Genomic DNA, 13,654 nt, shown 5'->3' on the forward strand with positions numbered 1-13,654 from the left:
CCGCCCGCGTGTTCAGCCCGCGTACGCGGCTTCGAGGCCCCGGATGTCGATCTTCTTCATGCCGAGCATGGCCCGCATCACCCGCTGGGACCTCTCGGGGTCGGGGTCGGCGATCAACTCCGTAAGGATCTTGGGCACGATCTGCCAGGAGACGCCGAACTTGTCCTTGAGCCAGCCACACTCGACCTCCTGACCGCCATTGGCGGTCAGTTGTGCCCAGTAGCTGTCGACTTCCTCCTGGGACTCGCACTCCACATAGAGCGAGATCGCCTCGTTGAAGGTGAACTCGGGGCCACCGTTGAGACCGATGAACCGCTGCCCGAACAACTCGAAGGTCACGGTCATCACCGAGCCCGGCTCGCGGGGGCCCGCCCCCCCGTAGCGCTGGGTCTCCAGAACGCGGGAGTTGTCGAAGACCGACGTGTAGAAGGCCGCCGCCTCCTCCGCCTGGTCGTCGAACCACAGGTTCGTGATGATTTTCTGCATGTCGGACTCCTACTCCTCGACGTCTGAGCGCTGTCGAGGGGTGGACCGCTGCCGGGCGTCGAACTCATCGCCGATCGACCGACTGGCCGACCACGGAGCGGCGCGGCGCGGCAACACCACAACACAGAGTGAACCCTAACGGGTGATTGTGACGCTACGTGATCGTGCGTACCGTCGGAGGCGCGGGTGGGCGCCTTCGGTATCGAGGGGCCGCAGCCGCCGGGCCGGGTGCGGGCCGGGCGGCTGCGGGCGGTCGGGGCGGCGCAGGCAGGCGACGCGCCCGGCCCCGAAAGAGAGGAGCGGCAACAGAGACAGAAGCGAGCGGAACGGAGTCGCAACGTGGAAATGGGTCAGTCGGTCAGCCGAGTTCCGCGGCGTAGGGGTCCCAGTCCTCGGGCAGCGGGGTCGGCGCGGGAAGGGGGGTGTTGACGCTCTCGTCGGTGAAGCTGTGCGCCTCGGCTGAGGCCGTGATCGCGGCCATGGTGTGCAGCACATGAAGCGCCAACTCGCCTGAGGCGCGGTGTGGTTGGCCGGTGCGCAGGGCTCGGGCCATCTCCAGGACGCCGATGCCCCGGCCGGCGGTGGTTCCGGTGACCGGGAGTTCCTGCCACTCGTCGGAGTCGTTGGCCCTGACCTGGACGGGGCCGGTGAAGGTGTTGGGGTCGGGCACGGCGAGGGCGCCCTCGCTGCCGATGACCTCGAACATGATCCGGCGGGTCGCCGAGTCGAAGCTGAAGACCGAGGCGGCGCTCGGGCCCGAGTGGAACTCCAACAGCGCGCTCACATGGGTGGGCACGTCGACGGGGAACTCCTGGCCCGCCTTGGGGCCCGAGCCGGTGACCCTGCGGTCGCGGCCCCGGCGGGCGGTGGCGGCGACCCGCGCCACGCCACCGAAGAGAGCGACAAGGGAGGTGAGGTAGTAGGGGCCGATGTCATAGAGCGGTCCGGCGCCCGGCTGGTAGAAGAAGGCCGGGTCGGGGTGCCAGCCCTCGGGGCCCAGACTCTGCACGGCGGTGTGCGCGGCTATCGGGGTGCCGATAAGGCCGGCCTGGACGGCTCGGAGCGCGGTCTGTATGCCGGCGCCGAGGAAGGTGTCGGGCGCGTTGCCCACCAGCAGCCCGCGTTCGGCGGCGTCGGCCAGCAGTCGCTCGCCCTGTTCGGGCAGGGTGGTGAGGGGCTTCTCGCCGTAGATGTGCTTGCCCGCCCGGACGGCCGCGTTCGCCACCTCGGCGTGAGCGGCGGGCACGGTGAGGTTGACGACGATCTCGACCTCGGGCACCGCCAACGCGGCGTCCAGATCGCCGGCCACGGGCACCTGGTACTCGGCGGCCACCCGGGCGGCGCGCTCGGTGTCCAGATCGGCGACGGCGAGCACCCGGGTGTCGGGGAAGCTGGTGAGGGCCTTCAGATAGGCGTCGCTGATGACTCCGGCGCCGACGACGGCGATACCTACGGGGCCGGTGGTCATGCGGACTCCAGGGCGTTGAGGTAGGCGCGGCTGGCGGCCAGGGCCTCGAAGAGATCGGTGTCGCAGCTGTCGAGTTCGACGATGCGCAGCGCGTCGGGGGCGGCGGCGAGGATGTCACGCACCGGCATCCGGCCGGCGCCGACGGCGAGATGGGCACCGTCCCTGGTGAGGGGGCCGTCCTTGACGTGCAGGGCCCGCACCCGCTCGCCCAGGTCGGTCAGCAGTCGGGGGACATCGGCTCCGCCGAGGGCGGCCCAGTAGGTGTCCAGTTCCAGGAAGACGGCGGGATCGAGGAGTTCGGCGAGGAGTTCCAGGGCATGGCGGCCCTCGATCACCGGCTCAAGCTCCCACCAGTGGTTGTGGTAGCCGAGTTGGATGCCGTGTTCGGCGGCCTGCCCGGCCAGTCCGTTGAGCAGGTCGGCGGCGCGGGCGATGCCGTCGCGGGTGGTGAAGTCCTCCTCGGGGATGCCGGCGGGCACGATGGCCAACTCGCTGCCGACGGTGTTGATCGCGTCGAAGACCGGCCCCGGCTCGTCCTCTCTCACCAGGGCGACGGCATGGATGACGGGGACGGTGATGCCCAGGTCGTCGGCGACTCGACGGAAGCCCTCGGGGTCGTTGGTGGGGTCATAGGGTTCGACGGCGGTGAACCCGATGTCGGCGATCCGGCGCAGGGCGCCGTCGCGATCGTTCGCGATCGCCTCGCGCACGGTATAGAGCTGGACGCCCAGAGGTTCGGGCATGGTCACGGCCTCCAAGAGGTGTACCTGCAATACAGCCAGAGAGGACGATAATGCGCTTTTCACTCTGAGGACCAGAGGGTTTCGATCACCGATCGACGCACCATGCCGGGCTGTTGCCCACCCCGACACCCACCGCGACACCGACCCCCGCACCCGATCCACCGCGCACCGCGCCGACCGGTTCGACGAGGCGGCTCCGCGCTCGTCGGGAACGTCGCCATATCGATTTCACATACCGTTCCCATGCCGCAAGAAAAGCCCAACTATCAGTCCACATAAGGGAGTTGCCCACCAGAATATTGCCGACACATGTCCGCGGCGCCAAGCGCTTCCCGGCCCGGCGACGGACCCGTGCGCGGTGTCTTGACCCCTCGCGCAGACGTTCGCTACGTTCCCCGACATGCGGACCTCCGAGCGTTTCACCGAGCGCCGCGCCGTCGATCTGATGCGCGTGAGCACCGCCATCTGTCGCTGACCCCCGCGCTCCGCTCCCCGGCCGCGCCCCCGCACCGACGCCGCTGCGGCAGCCCTCCCCCGGCCCAGGCGCACTGCCCCGCCCCACCCCCAGCCGACGGGCCCTTCCGCCCCACCGGCCGGCTTCCCCTGCCCACCGACGCTACGCGCCCTCCGCGCCACGCCGCGCCCCTTGTTCCGGCGCCGGCGAACCGTCGCATGGCTCTCTCCGGCGATTCCTCACCTCTTGGAACCACCTATGCCCAGGTATGGATCATTCCCGCGTCTCCGTGGCACCTCGCGCCCCGCCGCCCTCGGCACCGCGCTGCTCCTCGGCTCCCTGCTCCTGACCACCGGCTGCGCCGACGACACCGCGACCGCCAGCGCCTCGGAACTCGCCGAGACCGAGATCCCCGACACGGTCTCCCCCGACACCAAGCTGACCATCGGCACCCCGGAGATCGAGGTCGCCCTCGAACTCTCCGGGCTGATCGACGAGATCCCCTTCGAGGTCGAGTGGGCCAACCTCAGCGGCGGCCCCCAGTGCTCCGAGGCGTTCCGGGCCGACTCCCTCGACGTCTGCTCGGCCGCCGAGATCCCGTCCATCCACGCGCACTGGACCGGTCTCGACACCAAGCTGGTGGCCGCGGAGTTCCGCGACGACCCGATCGCGCACCCCATCTACGAGCTGGGCATCGCGCCGGGGGTGGACGTCCAGGAGCTGTCCGACCTGCGCGGCAAGAAGATCGCCTTCAGCCCGGGCCAGGCCCAGGGCGCCCTGATCCTGCGTGTGTTGGACGCGGCCGGGCTCGGTCATGACGACGTGGAGCTGGTCGAGCTGCCCAGCACCGGCGATGTCTACCCCACGGCGCTCGGCAGCGGCCAGGTCGAGGTGGCACCGCTCGGCTCGGTGCATATCCGCCGCTACGCGGAACAGTACGGGGACGAGGGCGGCAGCCTGATCCCACACGGCCTGCGGGACGACCCCGGCCATCTGTGGGTGCCCACCTCCTCGGTGAGCGATCCCGAAAAGGCCGCCGCCATCAGGGAGTTCGTCAAGATCTGGGCCCGCGCCCAGCTCTGGATCGACCAGCACCCCGAGGAGTGGATCCAGGGCTACTACATCGACGATCAGGGCCTGTCCTACGAGGACGGCGTCTATCTGGTCGAGCAGAGCGGCCATCCCGACATCCCGGCGGACTGGACCGGGGCCATCGAGCGCCAACAGCAGACGATCGATCTGCTGGCCGCCGAGTTGGGCAACGAGTCGTTCGACGCGGAGATCCTCTTCGACCGCCGCTTCGAGACGGTCGCCGCCGAAGCCTGGTCCGAGGCCGTCGCGGCAAGCGGCAACGCAGCCGGCGACAGCGACAGCGACAACAACGGCGAGAGCGGCGCGGCGGAAGAAGGTGACGCGTGATGAGCACCGAGTTGTCCAAACCCGAGGTCGCGACCACCGACGCACCGCCGGGGCCACCCGTCGCGAAAGCCGCCGAGAAGACCACGGAGAAGGCGCGCCGGCCGAGCACGACCCGCCTCCGGCGGCGCCGGCGGCGGCTCGGCCCGGGCCGCCCCATCCCGTTCGGCTGGGCCATCGGCCCGGCGCTGCTGCTCGCCGTCTGGGCCGTCGGCTCGGCCGCCGGCCTGATCGACGAGCGCAATCTCTCCGCGCCCTGGGACGTCGTCGCCACCGCCGGTGAGCTGATCGACGAGGGCCGCCTCCAGGACCATCTGTGGGCGTCCACCGAACGCGCCCTCTCCGGGCTGGCGTTCGGCGTCGCCGCCGGTCTGGTGCTGGCGCTGATCGCCGGCCTCAGCCGTCTCGGCGAGGGCGTGATCGACGGTCCCGTGCAGATCAAACGGTCGATCCCCTCGCTGGCGCTGATCCCGCTGCTGATCCTGTGGTTCGGCATCGGCGAGTCGATGAAGGTCATCACCATCACCCTGGGCGTGCTGGTGCCGATCTACATCCACACCCACCACGGGCTGCGCGGCATCGACAGCCGCTATGTGGAGTTGGCCGAGACGCTGCGGCTGAGCCGCTGGGGCTTTCTGCGGCATGTGGTGCTGCCGGGCGCGCTGCCCGGCTTCCTGCTGGGCCTGCGGTTCGCCGTGACCGCGGCCTGGCTCTCCCTGGTGGTGGTCGAACAGGTCAACGCGACCAGCGGCATCGGCTACATGATGGAGCTGGCCCGCACCTACGGCCAGACCGACGTCATCCTCGTCGGCCTGGTGGTCTACGGACTGCTCGGCCTGATCTCCGACGGCCTGGTGAGGCTCGCGCAACGAAAGGCACTGTCATGGCAGCGCACGCTGGCGGACTGACCGAGGCACCGGCCGGGCCGGCCGTCCATATCGCCTCTCTGACCCGGCAGTTCGGCGAGCGGCGGGTGCTGGACGCGCTGGATCTCGATATCGCGCCCGACGAGTTCGTCGCCCTGATCGGCCGCAGCGGCTCCGGCAAGAGCACGCTGCTGCGGGTCCTGGCCGGCATCGACCACGAGGTGACGTCCTATCAGGAACTGGCCGCGCCGGAGAAGGTCTCAGTGGTCTTCCAGGACGCCCGACTGCTGCCCTGGAAGCGGGTCCTGGACAATGTGGCGCTGGGCCTCGGCGGTCCGGACGCCGAGGCGCGCGCCAGAACGGCGTTGGCCGAGGTGGGCCTGGCGGGCCGGGAAGGCGCCTGGCCGGTGGAGCTGTCCGGCGGCGAGCAGCAGCGCGTCGCCCTGGCCCGCTCCCTGGTGCGCGATCCCGAACTGCTGCTGGCGGACGAGCCGTTCGGGGCGCTCGACGCGCTGACCCGGCTACGGATGCACACCCTGCTGCGGCAGCTCTGCGACCGGCACCGGCCGGCCGTGCTGCTGGTCACCCATGACGTGGACGAGGCGATAGCGCTGGCCGACCGGGTGGTGGTACTGGACGAGGGCCGGATCGCCGCCGATCTGCCGGTGGACCTGCCGCCGCCGCGCAGCCCGGGCACCGCGCGTTACGCAACGCTCCGCACCGAACTGCTCACCCTGCTCGGCGTCGACCCGGCAGCCGACCCCGTCGGCCCCACCCCGGAAGGAGGCGAACTCCCGTGAGCCGTCAGGCCGATGCGCGGGCGCGCCGCCAGCTGCGTCTCAACCTCTTCATCTATCCGGGCGGTCACCACGAGGCCGCCTGGCGCTACCCGGGCTCGGAGCCGGAGCGCCTGCTGGACATCCGCTACTACCAGGACATCGCGCGCCGCGCCGAGGCGGCGAAGTTCGACGGGATCTTCCTGGCCGACGGCCCGGCGCTGGCCGACAACGTCCGCTATGCCAGCAGGTTCCGGCTGGAGCCGTTCACCTCGCTGGCGACCCTGGCGGCGGTCACCGAGCGCATCGGACTGATCGCCACCGCCTCCACCACCTACTTCGAGCCCTACAACCTGGCCCGGCTCTTCGCCTCGCTCGACCATCTGAGCAACGGCAGGGCCGGCTGGAACATCGTCACCACCGGCGCGCCGCAGGCGGCGGCGAACTTCGGTCTGGACGCCCATCCGGTGCACGCCGAACGCTACGACCGGGCACGGGAGTTCGTCGAGGTGGTCAGCAAGCTGTGGGACAGCTGGGAGGACGAGGCGCTGATCGCCGATCCGGCGTCGGGGCTCTTCGCCGACACCGACCGGGTGCATCCCATCGAGCACGAGGGCCGGCACTTCAGGGTGCGCGGTCCGCTCAACATCCCGCGCACCCCGCAGGGCCGTCCGGTCTATGTGCAGGCCGGCTCGTCCGAGGACGGACGGTCGTTCGCCGCGCGGTATGCGGAGGCGGTGTTCACGGCCCATCAGACCCTGCCCAGCGGGCAGGAGTTCTACGCCGATCTGAAGCGCCGCGCCACGGCGGCGGGCCGCGACCCCGACCTGCTGCTGGTGCTGCCCGGCATCAGCCCGTTCATCGGCTCGACGGAGGCCGAGGCGCGGGCGCTGCACGACGAGTTCAACGAACTCACCCAGCCGGAGTACTCGTTGCAGATGCTGCACCGCATCCTGGGCGTGCGGCTGACCACCGAGCAGCTGGACGGACCGGTGCCACGCGAGCTGATCGAGACGGACGGCGAACGCGGCAACGGCAGCAGGTTCCAGGTGATCCTCGACATCATCGACCGTGAACAGCCAACGGTGCGGCAGCTGTTGCACCAGCTCGCCGGGGCCAGGGGGCACCGGGTGGTCACCGGCACCCCGGAGCAGGTGGCCGACCAGATCCAGAAGTGGTTCGAGAACGGGGCCGCCGACGGTTTCAACATCATGCCGCCCTGGCTGACCGGCGGCTTCGACGTCTTCGCCGAACAGGTGGTGCCGATCCTGCGGCAACGCGGCCTGTTCCGAACCGAGTACACCGGCAGCACGCTGCGCGAGCACTACGGTCTGCCACGGCCGGCCGGCCGGTCGGCGAGACCGCCGGCCGACGAACTGGTCAGCGCAGCGCGCTGAACGCACCACCGCCGCCCGGTCGTTGACGCGGGGGACGGGACACCCGTGGCCTCCCCGCCCCCCGTCCCCCGCCCGTCGACCGGTCGGTCACCCGAGTGAACCGCCACTGAGAGGGGTGCGCATGTCGCACGAGTCCGTGCCGCTGTCCATACTCGACCTGGTGCCCATCAGCTCCGGAAGCACCGCCGGCCAGGCGCTGCGCAATTCCGTCGATCTGGCCCAACACGCCGAGGAGTTGGGCTACCACCGCTACTGGCTGGCCGAGCACCATCTGGTCCCCGGGGTGGCCAGCTCGCAACCCGCCCTGGTGATCGGCCTGATCGCGGGCGCCACCCGCCGGATCCGGGTCGGCTCGGGAGCGGTCCAACTCGGCCATCAGACGGCGCTGTCCGTGGTGGAGCAGTTCGGCATCCTGGACGCGCTGGCCCCCGGGCGGATCGATCTGGGCCTCGGCCGCTCGGGCCATCGGGCGAAGCAGGGGCAGGAGGCCGGCAAGCCCCAACCCCAGCCCCAGCCGGACTCCAAGCCCGAGCCCGAGTCCGAGTCCGAGCCCGTCGCGGCGCGCGAGGTCGAGGGGCTGCTGGTCCCGCCGCCCTTCCACCCGGGAAAGCTGCTGGCCTCCCCCCGATTCGCCGTGCATCTACGGCTGTTGCAGCACCCGGGCGCCGAACCACGCGACTACGCCGAGCAGGTGGACGAGATCCGCGCCCTGCTGGACGGCACCTACCGCTCCCCCGAGGGGCTGGACGCGCATGCGACGCCGGGTGAGGGCGCCGACGTCCAGCTCTGGGTGCTGGGCAGCAGCGCGGGCGAGAGCGCCAGGGTCGCCGGCGAGCGCGGCCTCCCGTTCACCGCCAACTACCACGTCAGCCCGGGCACCGTGCTGGAGACGGTGGCCGCCTACCGGAAGGCGTTCGTGCCATCGGCCGAACTGGCCGAGCCCCTGGTGCAGGTGTCGGCCGATGTGGTGGTGGCCGAGGACGAGTCGACGGCGCGCCGGCTGGCCAGCGGCTACGCGCCCTGGGTGCGGGCGATCAGGGACGGGCGCGGCGCCATCCCGTTCCCGACACCGGAGGAGGCCGCGGCGGCCAGCTGGACGGAGGAGGAACGGCGGCTGGTGGCCGACCGGTTGGACACCCAGTTCGTCGGCACACCGGGCCAGGTCGTCGACGGGCTGACCCGGCTGCGCGCGGCGACGGGCGCCGACGAGCTGCTGATCACCACCATCACCCATGACCACGCGGACCGGGTCCGTTCCTACCGACTGCTCGCCGAGGCCTGGGGCACCGCCGGCTGATCCGGGCGTCGCGCGCTGGGCCGTCGCACGGGACGGCTCAGCGGGCGGCGGCGTCCGGCAGCGGCGAGGACGCCAGGGCCCGGGCGACCTCCTTGGCGACCGCCTCCCAGTGGTCGGCGAGATAGAAGTGACCGCCGGTGAAGCCGTGCAGACTGAACGGGCCCTCGCTCAACTGCGCCCAGGCGCGGCCCTCTTCCTCGTCGACACGCGGGTCGACATCGCCCAGCAGGACATGCAGCGGCGCGCGCAGCGGCGGCCCCGGCCGGTGGCGGTAGGTCTCGATGGCCGTGTAGTCGCCGCGCAGCGCGGGCAGCACCATGGAGACCATGCCAGGATCGCGCAGCAACGCCGAGTCGGTGCCGCTGAGCGCGGTCACCTCGGCGATCAGCCCCTCGTCGTCACGCTGGTGCACCGTCTCGGTGCGGTGGACCGTCGGGGAGCGGCGCCCGGAGAGAAAGAGCCCCTGGGCGACCAGCCCGTCGCCGGCCTCGAAGCGGCGTGCCACCTCGTAGGAGATCACCGCGCCCATGCTGTGCCCGAAGAAGGCCAGCGGCCGGTCGGCGAAGGGCCGGAGCGCCTGGTGGACGGCGTCGGCGAGCAGGTCGACGCTGGGCATCGGCGGCTCGGCGTACCGGTCCTGCCGGCCCGGATACTGGATGGCCAGCACCTCGGCGGTCGGCGCCATCAGCTCGGCGAAGCGGAAGAAATAGCTGGCGGACCCGCCGGCGTGCGGCAGCGCCACCAGCCGGAACGGGGCATGCGGATTGGGGTGGTAGCGGCGCACCCAGTCGGTGTTCCGCTCGGCGCCGCCGCTCGAACCGTTGGCCGGCCCGGCGGTCGACTCACTGCCACGCTCGGCCATCGACGACGCCCTCCCCATCTCCGTGATCCCCGTGATCTCCCGGCCGCGACCCGGCCGGTCTTGGCTCCTTCGGGACCATCACAGCTCATCGCCTCGACCCGGCGCAGCAACGGGCCCCGGAATTGGCCGGTTTCCATCGCTCGCCCGCCCGGCGAACGGTGTTACAAGGACCGCTCACGCCGACGGCCGCGGACGGCGCCGCCGTGCGGTGCCGGCGCAGGTCAGGGAGAACCAGGACGTCGGACGTCCGGGGTGGCTGTTCGTCCTCGGCGATGGTCGTAATACCGTCGACACATGCAGACAACCGGCGCCCCGGCACACAACTGGGCTGGAAACATCACCTTCGGCGCGGCTCGGCTGCACCGGCCGACCTCGATCGACGAGCTGCGGCGCCTGGTCGCCGGCGCCGAACGGGCCCATGTGCTGGGCAGCGGCCACTCGTTCAACCTGATCGCCGACACGGTGGGCGATCTGATCCGGGTGGACAGGTTGCCCCGCCGGGTGGAGATCGACCGGGACCGCCGCACGGTCACGCTCGGCGCGGGGCTGCGCTATGGCGAGCTGGCGGCCGAACTCCACGCTGCCGGCTTCGCGTTGGGCAATCTGGCGTCGCTGCCGCATATCTCGATCGCCGGCTCGGTCGCGACCGGCACCCATGGCTCGGGGAACGAGCGGCCCGGGCTGGCGTCGGCGGTGCGGGCGATGGAGTTCGTCGGACCCGACGGCGGGCTCCACACCGTCGACGCCGAGAGCGATCCGGAGCGCTTCCCCGGCGCGGTGGTGCATCTGGGCGCGCTGGGCGTGGTGACCGCACTGACCCTGGAGATAGAGCCGACCTTCGAGGTGGCCCAGTGGGTCTACACCGGGGTGCCGCTGGACGCGGTGGCCGCGCACTATCCGGAGATCTCCGCCAGCGCCTACAGCGTCAGCGTCTTCACCGACTGGCACGGCGGCGAGGCCACCGTGGTGCTCAAGCGCCGTGTCGACCGGGAAGACGCCGGGCAGCCGGGCGAACGCTTCTTCGGCGGGACGCCGGCCACCGAGCCCTGGCATCCGATCCCGGGGATGCCGGCCACCTTCTGCACCCGGCAGGGCGGGGTGCCGGGCCCGTGGCACGAGCGGCTGCCGCACTTCCGTGCCGAGTTCACCCCCAGTGGCGGCGAGGAGCTGCAGTCCGAGTTGTTCCTGCCACGCGAACGGGCCACCGAGGCGATCGCCGCGCTGCGGGAGATCGCGGCCGAGTTCGCCGGGGTGCTCCAGACCGCCGAGATCCGCACCATCGCGGCCGACGAGCTGTGGCTGAGCCCCGCCCAGGGCCGGGACTCGGTGGCCTTCCACTTCACCTGGATCAAGGACGAGACGGCGGTGCTGCCGGTGCTCGCCGCCGTGGAGTCCCGGCTACTGCCGCTGGGCGCCCGCCCGCACTGGGGGAAGCTCACCGGCGCCGCCCCCGCGACAGTGGTGGAGCGCTTCCCCGGGTTCGCCGACTTCCGGCGGCTGGCCGCCTCGCTCGACCCCGACGGATGCTTCCGCAACGCCTTTCTGGACGCGCTCTTCGACGCCGCCCCCTGAGCCCCGGCGGCCCCTCCCACCCTCAGGCGACGGGCGGTGGCCGGCCGGCTCGGATGGCCGTCTCCGGCCGGCCGCCCTACCCTGACGAACATGAGCGACCAGGACATTCTGGCCCGTGTCGACGAGCTGGTCTCGGAGGAGCGGGCGCTGCGCGAACGCGGCACCGGGCGCGGCCTCGCGGAGGACGAGCGGCTGCGCCTCAGCGAACTGGAGGTGCGGCTCGACCAGTGCTGGGACCTGCTCCGGCAGCGCCGGGCACGGGCCGAGTTCGGCGACGATCCGGACGGCGCCACCCCGCGCCCGGCCCGCGAGGTCGAGGGCTACCAGTCCTGACGCGTCCCGCTCAGCTCCACTCATTCCCGCTCAGCTCCACCAGGCGAGGTCGTCGGGCAGCACCTCAAGCGCCGCGTTCACCCCCTCGGTGGCCAACCGCCGGCCCTCCACCAGCTCCGGCAGCTCCCCGGCCGCTCTCCTCCGGCATCACATCGGCGGACCGCAGCAGCACACTGATGCGACGCTGCTCGCCGTCCGGCCCCGGAGCGACGGCATAGCCGGTGATGAACTGATCCCGCACCCGGGGGTCGCCGCCCGTCGGGTACTCCACCAACCGGTCGTCGACTCCGGCGGCGGACGATCCCTGCTGCGCCGGCGGGGCCGCTCGCGGTACCGTCTTCGGGCGGAAACAGAGCATTTCTTGGCGCGAGTCTTCACAAGGCGGGGAACAACGGTGGCGGTGCGGCGGATCACGACCCGGAACGCGCGCTTTCAACAGTGGCAGGCACAACTGACCAACCGCACCAAGCGACAGCGCGCCGGCGAGTTCCTGGTGCAGGGGGTACGCCCGGTCTCCCTCGCGGTGGAGCACGGCTGGCCGATCCGAACGCTCGTCTACGACGCGGAACGCGAACTGAGCCGCTGGGCGCGGGCCCTGCTCCGCGAGGTGACGGCGGAGCAGGTGGCCATGGCGCCCGAGCTGCTGGCCGAGTTGGGTGAGAAGGACGAGGGCACGCCCGAGCTGATCGCGGTCGCCGAGCTGCCGCCGGACGATCTGACGCGGATCCCGGTGGGCCCGGACTTCGTCGGCCTGGTCTTCGACCGGCCGACCAGCCCGGGCAATGTGGGCAGCGTGATCCGTTCGGCGGACGCCTTCGGCGCCTCGGGGGTGGTGGTGACGGGCCATGCGGCCGATGTCTACGACCCCAAGTCGGTCCGGGCCAGCACGGGTTCGCTCTTCGGCCTGCCGGTGGTGCGCGGCCCGAGCCACCGCGAGGTGCTGTCCTGGCTGGACGGCGCCGGCCGGCACGGGCGTGCGGTGACGGTGGTGGGGACGGACGAGGGCGGTTCGGCCCCGGTGGACGCCTTCGATCTGACCGGCCCGGTCCTGCTGCTGATCGGCAACGAGACCAGCGGGCTGAGCACGGCCTGGCGGGAGCGGTGCGACGTGCTGCTCTCCATCCCGATGACCGGCTCGGCCAGCTCGTTGAACGCGGCCAACGCGGCCAGCGTGGTCCTCTACGAGGCGGCCAGACAGCGCCGCGCCCGGCGGTGACCCACCCCCCGGCAGCGGAACTCTCAGTAGCAGATGAAGAGTTGGGCCGGGGAGTCCCGCAGCAGCGGCCAGGGGTAGCCATGGGGACAGTGCCGGCCGTGGTGCGGATGCCAGAACCGGCCCTCGGGCGTGCCGCAGAACGCGCAGGCCCATACCGGGGGCCGTCCTGGCACCGTGACATCCGGCCACAGCGCCCGCCCACAGCGGCCACAGGCCGGTTGTCGGGGCGTCAGCGGCGGAACGGCGACCGGGCGGGGGAAGAAGGGAAAGGCGTTGAGCACGTCGTCTGGCACGCCCGTATCCTTCTGGCCGATCCCCTCCTTGCTCCCCCGCTACGCCGCCCGTTCCACCGAACGAATGACAAACCCCGGGCCCCGGCGGCGCATTCTTGCCCCGTATCGCGCCGCCCCGCGCCGCCGGGCACCGGGGTCAGCCGGCGCGCGCCGGCGCCTCCATCGCGCCGACAAAGGCCCGCCAGGCCGCCGGCGAGACGGCGACCACCGGGCCGCCGGCGCGCTTGCTGTCCCTGAGCGGGACCTTCCCGCGCGCGCCTCGTGCGACCTCGACGCAGTCCCCGCCGGAGGCTCCGCTGTAACTGCTCTTGCGCCAGGCCAGAAGGTCCGTACCGTGCTGAGCCATATCCATGTCCTTCGCACGAACTCGATCACCGTCAGAGGCACATCGGGGACCGTGCGTCAGCCCCGGCCAGATCGTAGGACATCCCAGGCCGTAGAGTTAGTGCGGCAACTCGCCCGTTAGCCAACCGAC

16 protein-coding genes are annotated in these 13,654 nt (G+C 71.6%); 9 read left to right on the forward strand and 7 right to left on the reverse strand.

Translation table 11 applies throughout. From position 1 onward, the window contains the following. Positions 1-12 precede the first annotated feature (12 nt). From AOM46_RS20465 to AOM46_RS20475, 3 genes are all read right to left on the reverse strand, one after another. Positions 13-486 (reverse strand): VOC family protein, encoded by a 474-nt coding sequence (locus tag AOM46_RS20465; protein ID WP_062214030.1) that lies wholly within the window; start codon positions 484-486, stop codon positions 13-15. A gap of 358 nt (positions 487-844) precedes the next feature. Beyond that, positions 845-1,954, reverse strand: coding sequence for a Gfo/Idh/MocA family protein (locus AOM46_RS20470; protein ID WP_062214031.1), 1,110 nt, complete (start codon positions 1,952-1,954; stop codon positions 845-847). After that, the gene (locus AOM46_RS20475) at positions 1,951-2,697 is read right to left on the reverse strand and encodes a sugar phosphate isomerase/epimerase (protein ID WP_062214383.1); all 747 of its coding nucleotides are present in this window, start codon (positions 2,695-2,697) and stop codon (positions 1,951-1,953) included. Before AOM46_RS20475 ends, AOM46_RS20470 begins: the two co-directional genes overlap by 4 nt. A 400-nt stretch (positions 2,698-3,097) precedes the next feature. Between AOM46_RS20475 and AOM46_RS36115 the strand changes: the two genes are divergently transcribed. The 6 genes from AOM46_RS36115 to AOM46_RS20500 all read left to right on the forward strand — a co-directional run bounded on the left by AOM46_RS36115 (position 3,098) and on the right by AOM46_RS20500 (position 8,903). Continuing rightward, the gene (locus tag AOM46_RS36115) at positions 3,098-3,172 is read left to right on the forward strand and encodes a putative leader peptide (protein ID WP_370592756.1); all 75 of its coding nucleotides are present in this window, start codon (positions 3,098-3,100) and stop codon (positions 3,170-3,172) included. A 237-nt stretch (positions 3,173-3,409) separates the two neighbouring features. Next, positions 3,410-4,570, forward strand: a complete 1,161-nt coding sequence (locus tag AOM46_RS20480; RefSeq protein WP_078857032.1) for an ABC transporter substrate-binding protein — start codon at positions 3,410-3,412, stop codon at positions 4,568-4,570. Next, positions 4,570-5,475 (forward strand): ABC transporter permease, encoded by a 906-nt coding sequence (locus tag AOM46_RS20485; protein ID WP_062214032.1) that lies wholly within the window; start codon positions 4,570-4,572, stop codon positions 5,473-5,475. The genes AOM46_RS20480 and AOM46_RS20485 overlap by 1 nt, the downstream gene beginning before the upstream one ends. Next, the gene (locus AOM46_RS20490) at positions 5,451-6,233 is read left to right on the forward strand and encodes an ABC transporter ATP-binding protein (RefSeq protein WP_062214033.1); all 783 of its coding nucleotides are present in this window, start codon (positions 5,451-5,453) and stop codon (positions 6,231-6,233) included. The genes AOM46_RS20485 and AOM46_RS20490 overlap by 25 nt, the downstream gene beginning before the upstream one ends. After that, a complete protein-coding gene (locus AOM46_RS20495) occupies positions 6,230-7,606 on the forward strand; it encodes an LLM class flavin-dependent oxidoreductase (RefSeq protein WP_062214034.1) in 1,377 nt (458 codons plus the stop codon). The genes AOM46_RS20490 and AOM46_RS20495 overlap by 4 nt, the downstream gene beginning before the upstream one ends. Before the next feature lie 121 nt (positions 7,607-7,727). Beyond that, on the forward strand, positions 7,728-8,903 hold the full coding sequence (locus tag AOM46_RS20500) for an LLM class flavin-dependent oxidoreductase (RefSeq protein ID WP_062214035.1): 1,176 nt from the start codon (positions 7,728-7,730) through the stop codon (positions 8,901-8,903). 37 nt (positions 8,904-8,940) lie between these two features. Here the strand turns inward: AOM46_RS20500 and AOM46_RS20505 are convergent, their stop codons facing one another. Further along, a complete protein-coding gene (locus AOM46_RS20505) occupies positions 8,941-9,765 on the reverse strand; it encodes a thioesterase II family protein (RefSeq protein WP_062214036.1) in 825 nt (274 codons plus the stop codon). Positions 9,766-10,059: 294 nt separating this feature from the next. On the opposite strand from AOM46_RS20505, the gene AOM46_RS20510 reads away from it, so the two are divergent. Further along, a complete protein-coding gene (locus tag AOM46_RS20510; protein ID WP_062214037.1) occupies positions 10,060-11,337 on the forward strand; it encodes an FAD-binding protein in 1,278 nt (425 codons plus the stop codon). 90 nt (positions 11,338-11,427) lie between these two features. Continuing rightward, entirely contained in the window at positions 11,428-11,670 is a 243-nt protein-coding gene (locus AOM46_RS20515; protein ID WP_062214038.1) for a DUF2630 family protein, read from the forward strand. A 64-nt stretch (positions 11,671-11,734) separates the two neighbouring features. Here the strand turns inward: AOM46_RS20515 and AOM46_RS34135 are convergent, their stop codons facing one another. Beyond that, positions 11,735-11,941, reverse strand: a complete 207-nt coding sequence (locus tag AOM46_RS34135; protein WP_158920520.1) for a hypothetical protein — start codon at positions 11,939-11,941, stop codon at positions 11,735-11,737. Between the two features lie 123 nt (positions 11,942-12,064). On the opposite strand from AOM46_RS34135, the gene AOM46_RS33380 reads away from it, so the two are divergent. Then, complete coding sequence (locus AOM46_RS33380; protein WP_234313888.1) at positions 12,065-12,886, forward strand: TrmH family RNA methyltransferase; 822 nt, start codon at positions 12,065-12,067, stop codon at positions 12,884-12,886. Between the two features lie 23 nt (positions 12,887-12,909). Here the strand turns inward: AOM46_RS33380 and AOM46_RS33385 are convergent, their stop codons facing one another. Beyond that, positions 12,910-13,179 carry a hypothetical protein gene (locus tag AOM46_RS33385; RefSeq protein WP_062214039.1) on the reverse strand — a complete coding sequence of 90 codons (270 nt, stop codon included), beginning with the start codon at positions 13,177-13,179 and terminating at the stop codon, positions 12,910-12,912. A 136-nt stretch (positions 13,180-13,315) separates the two neighbouring features. Continuing rightward, positions 13,316-13,525 (reverse strand): DUF397 domain-containing protein, encoded by a 210-nt coding sequence (locus tag AOM46_RS20530; RefSeq protein ID WP_107080129.1) that lies wholly within the window; start codon positions 13,523-13,525, stop codon positions 13,316-13,318. Positions 13,526-13,654 lie beyond the last annotated feature (129 nt).

Origin of the sequence: Streptomyces sp. NBRC 109706 (genome assembly GCF_000974485.1) — a bacterium.
GTDB lineage: Bacteria > Actinomycetota > Actinomycetes > Streptomycetales > Streptomycetaceae > Streptomyces.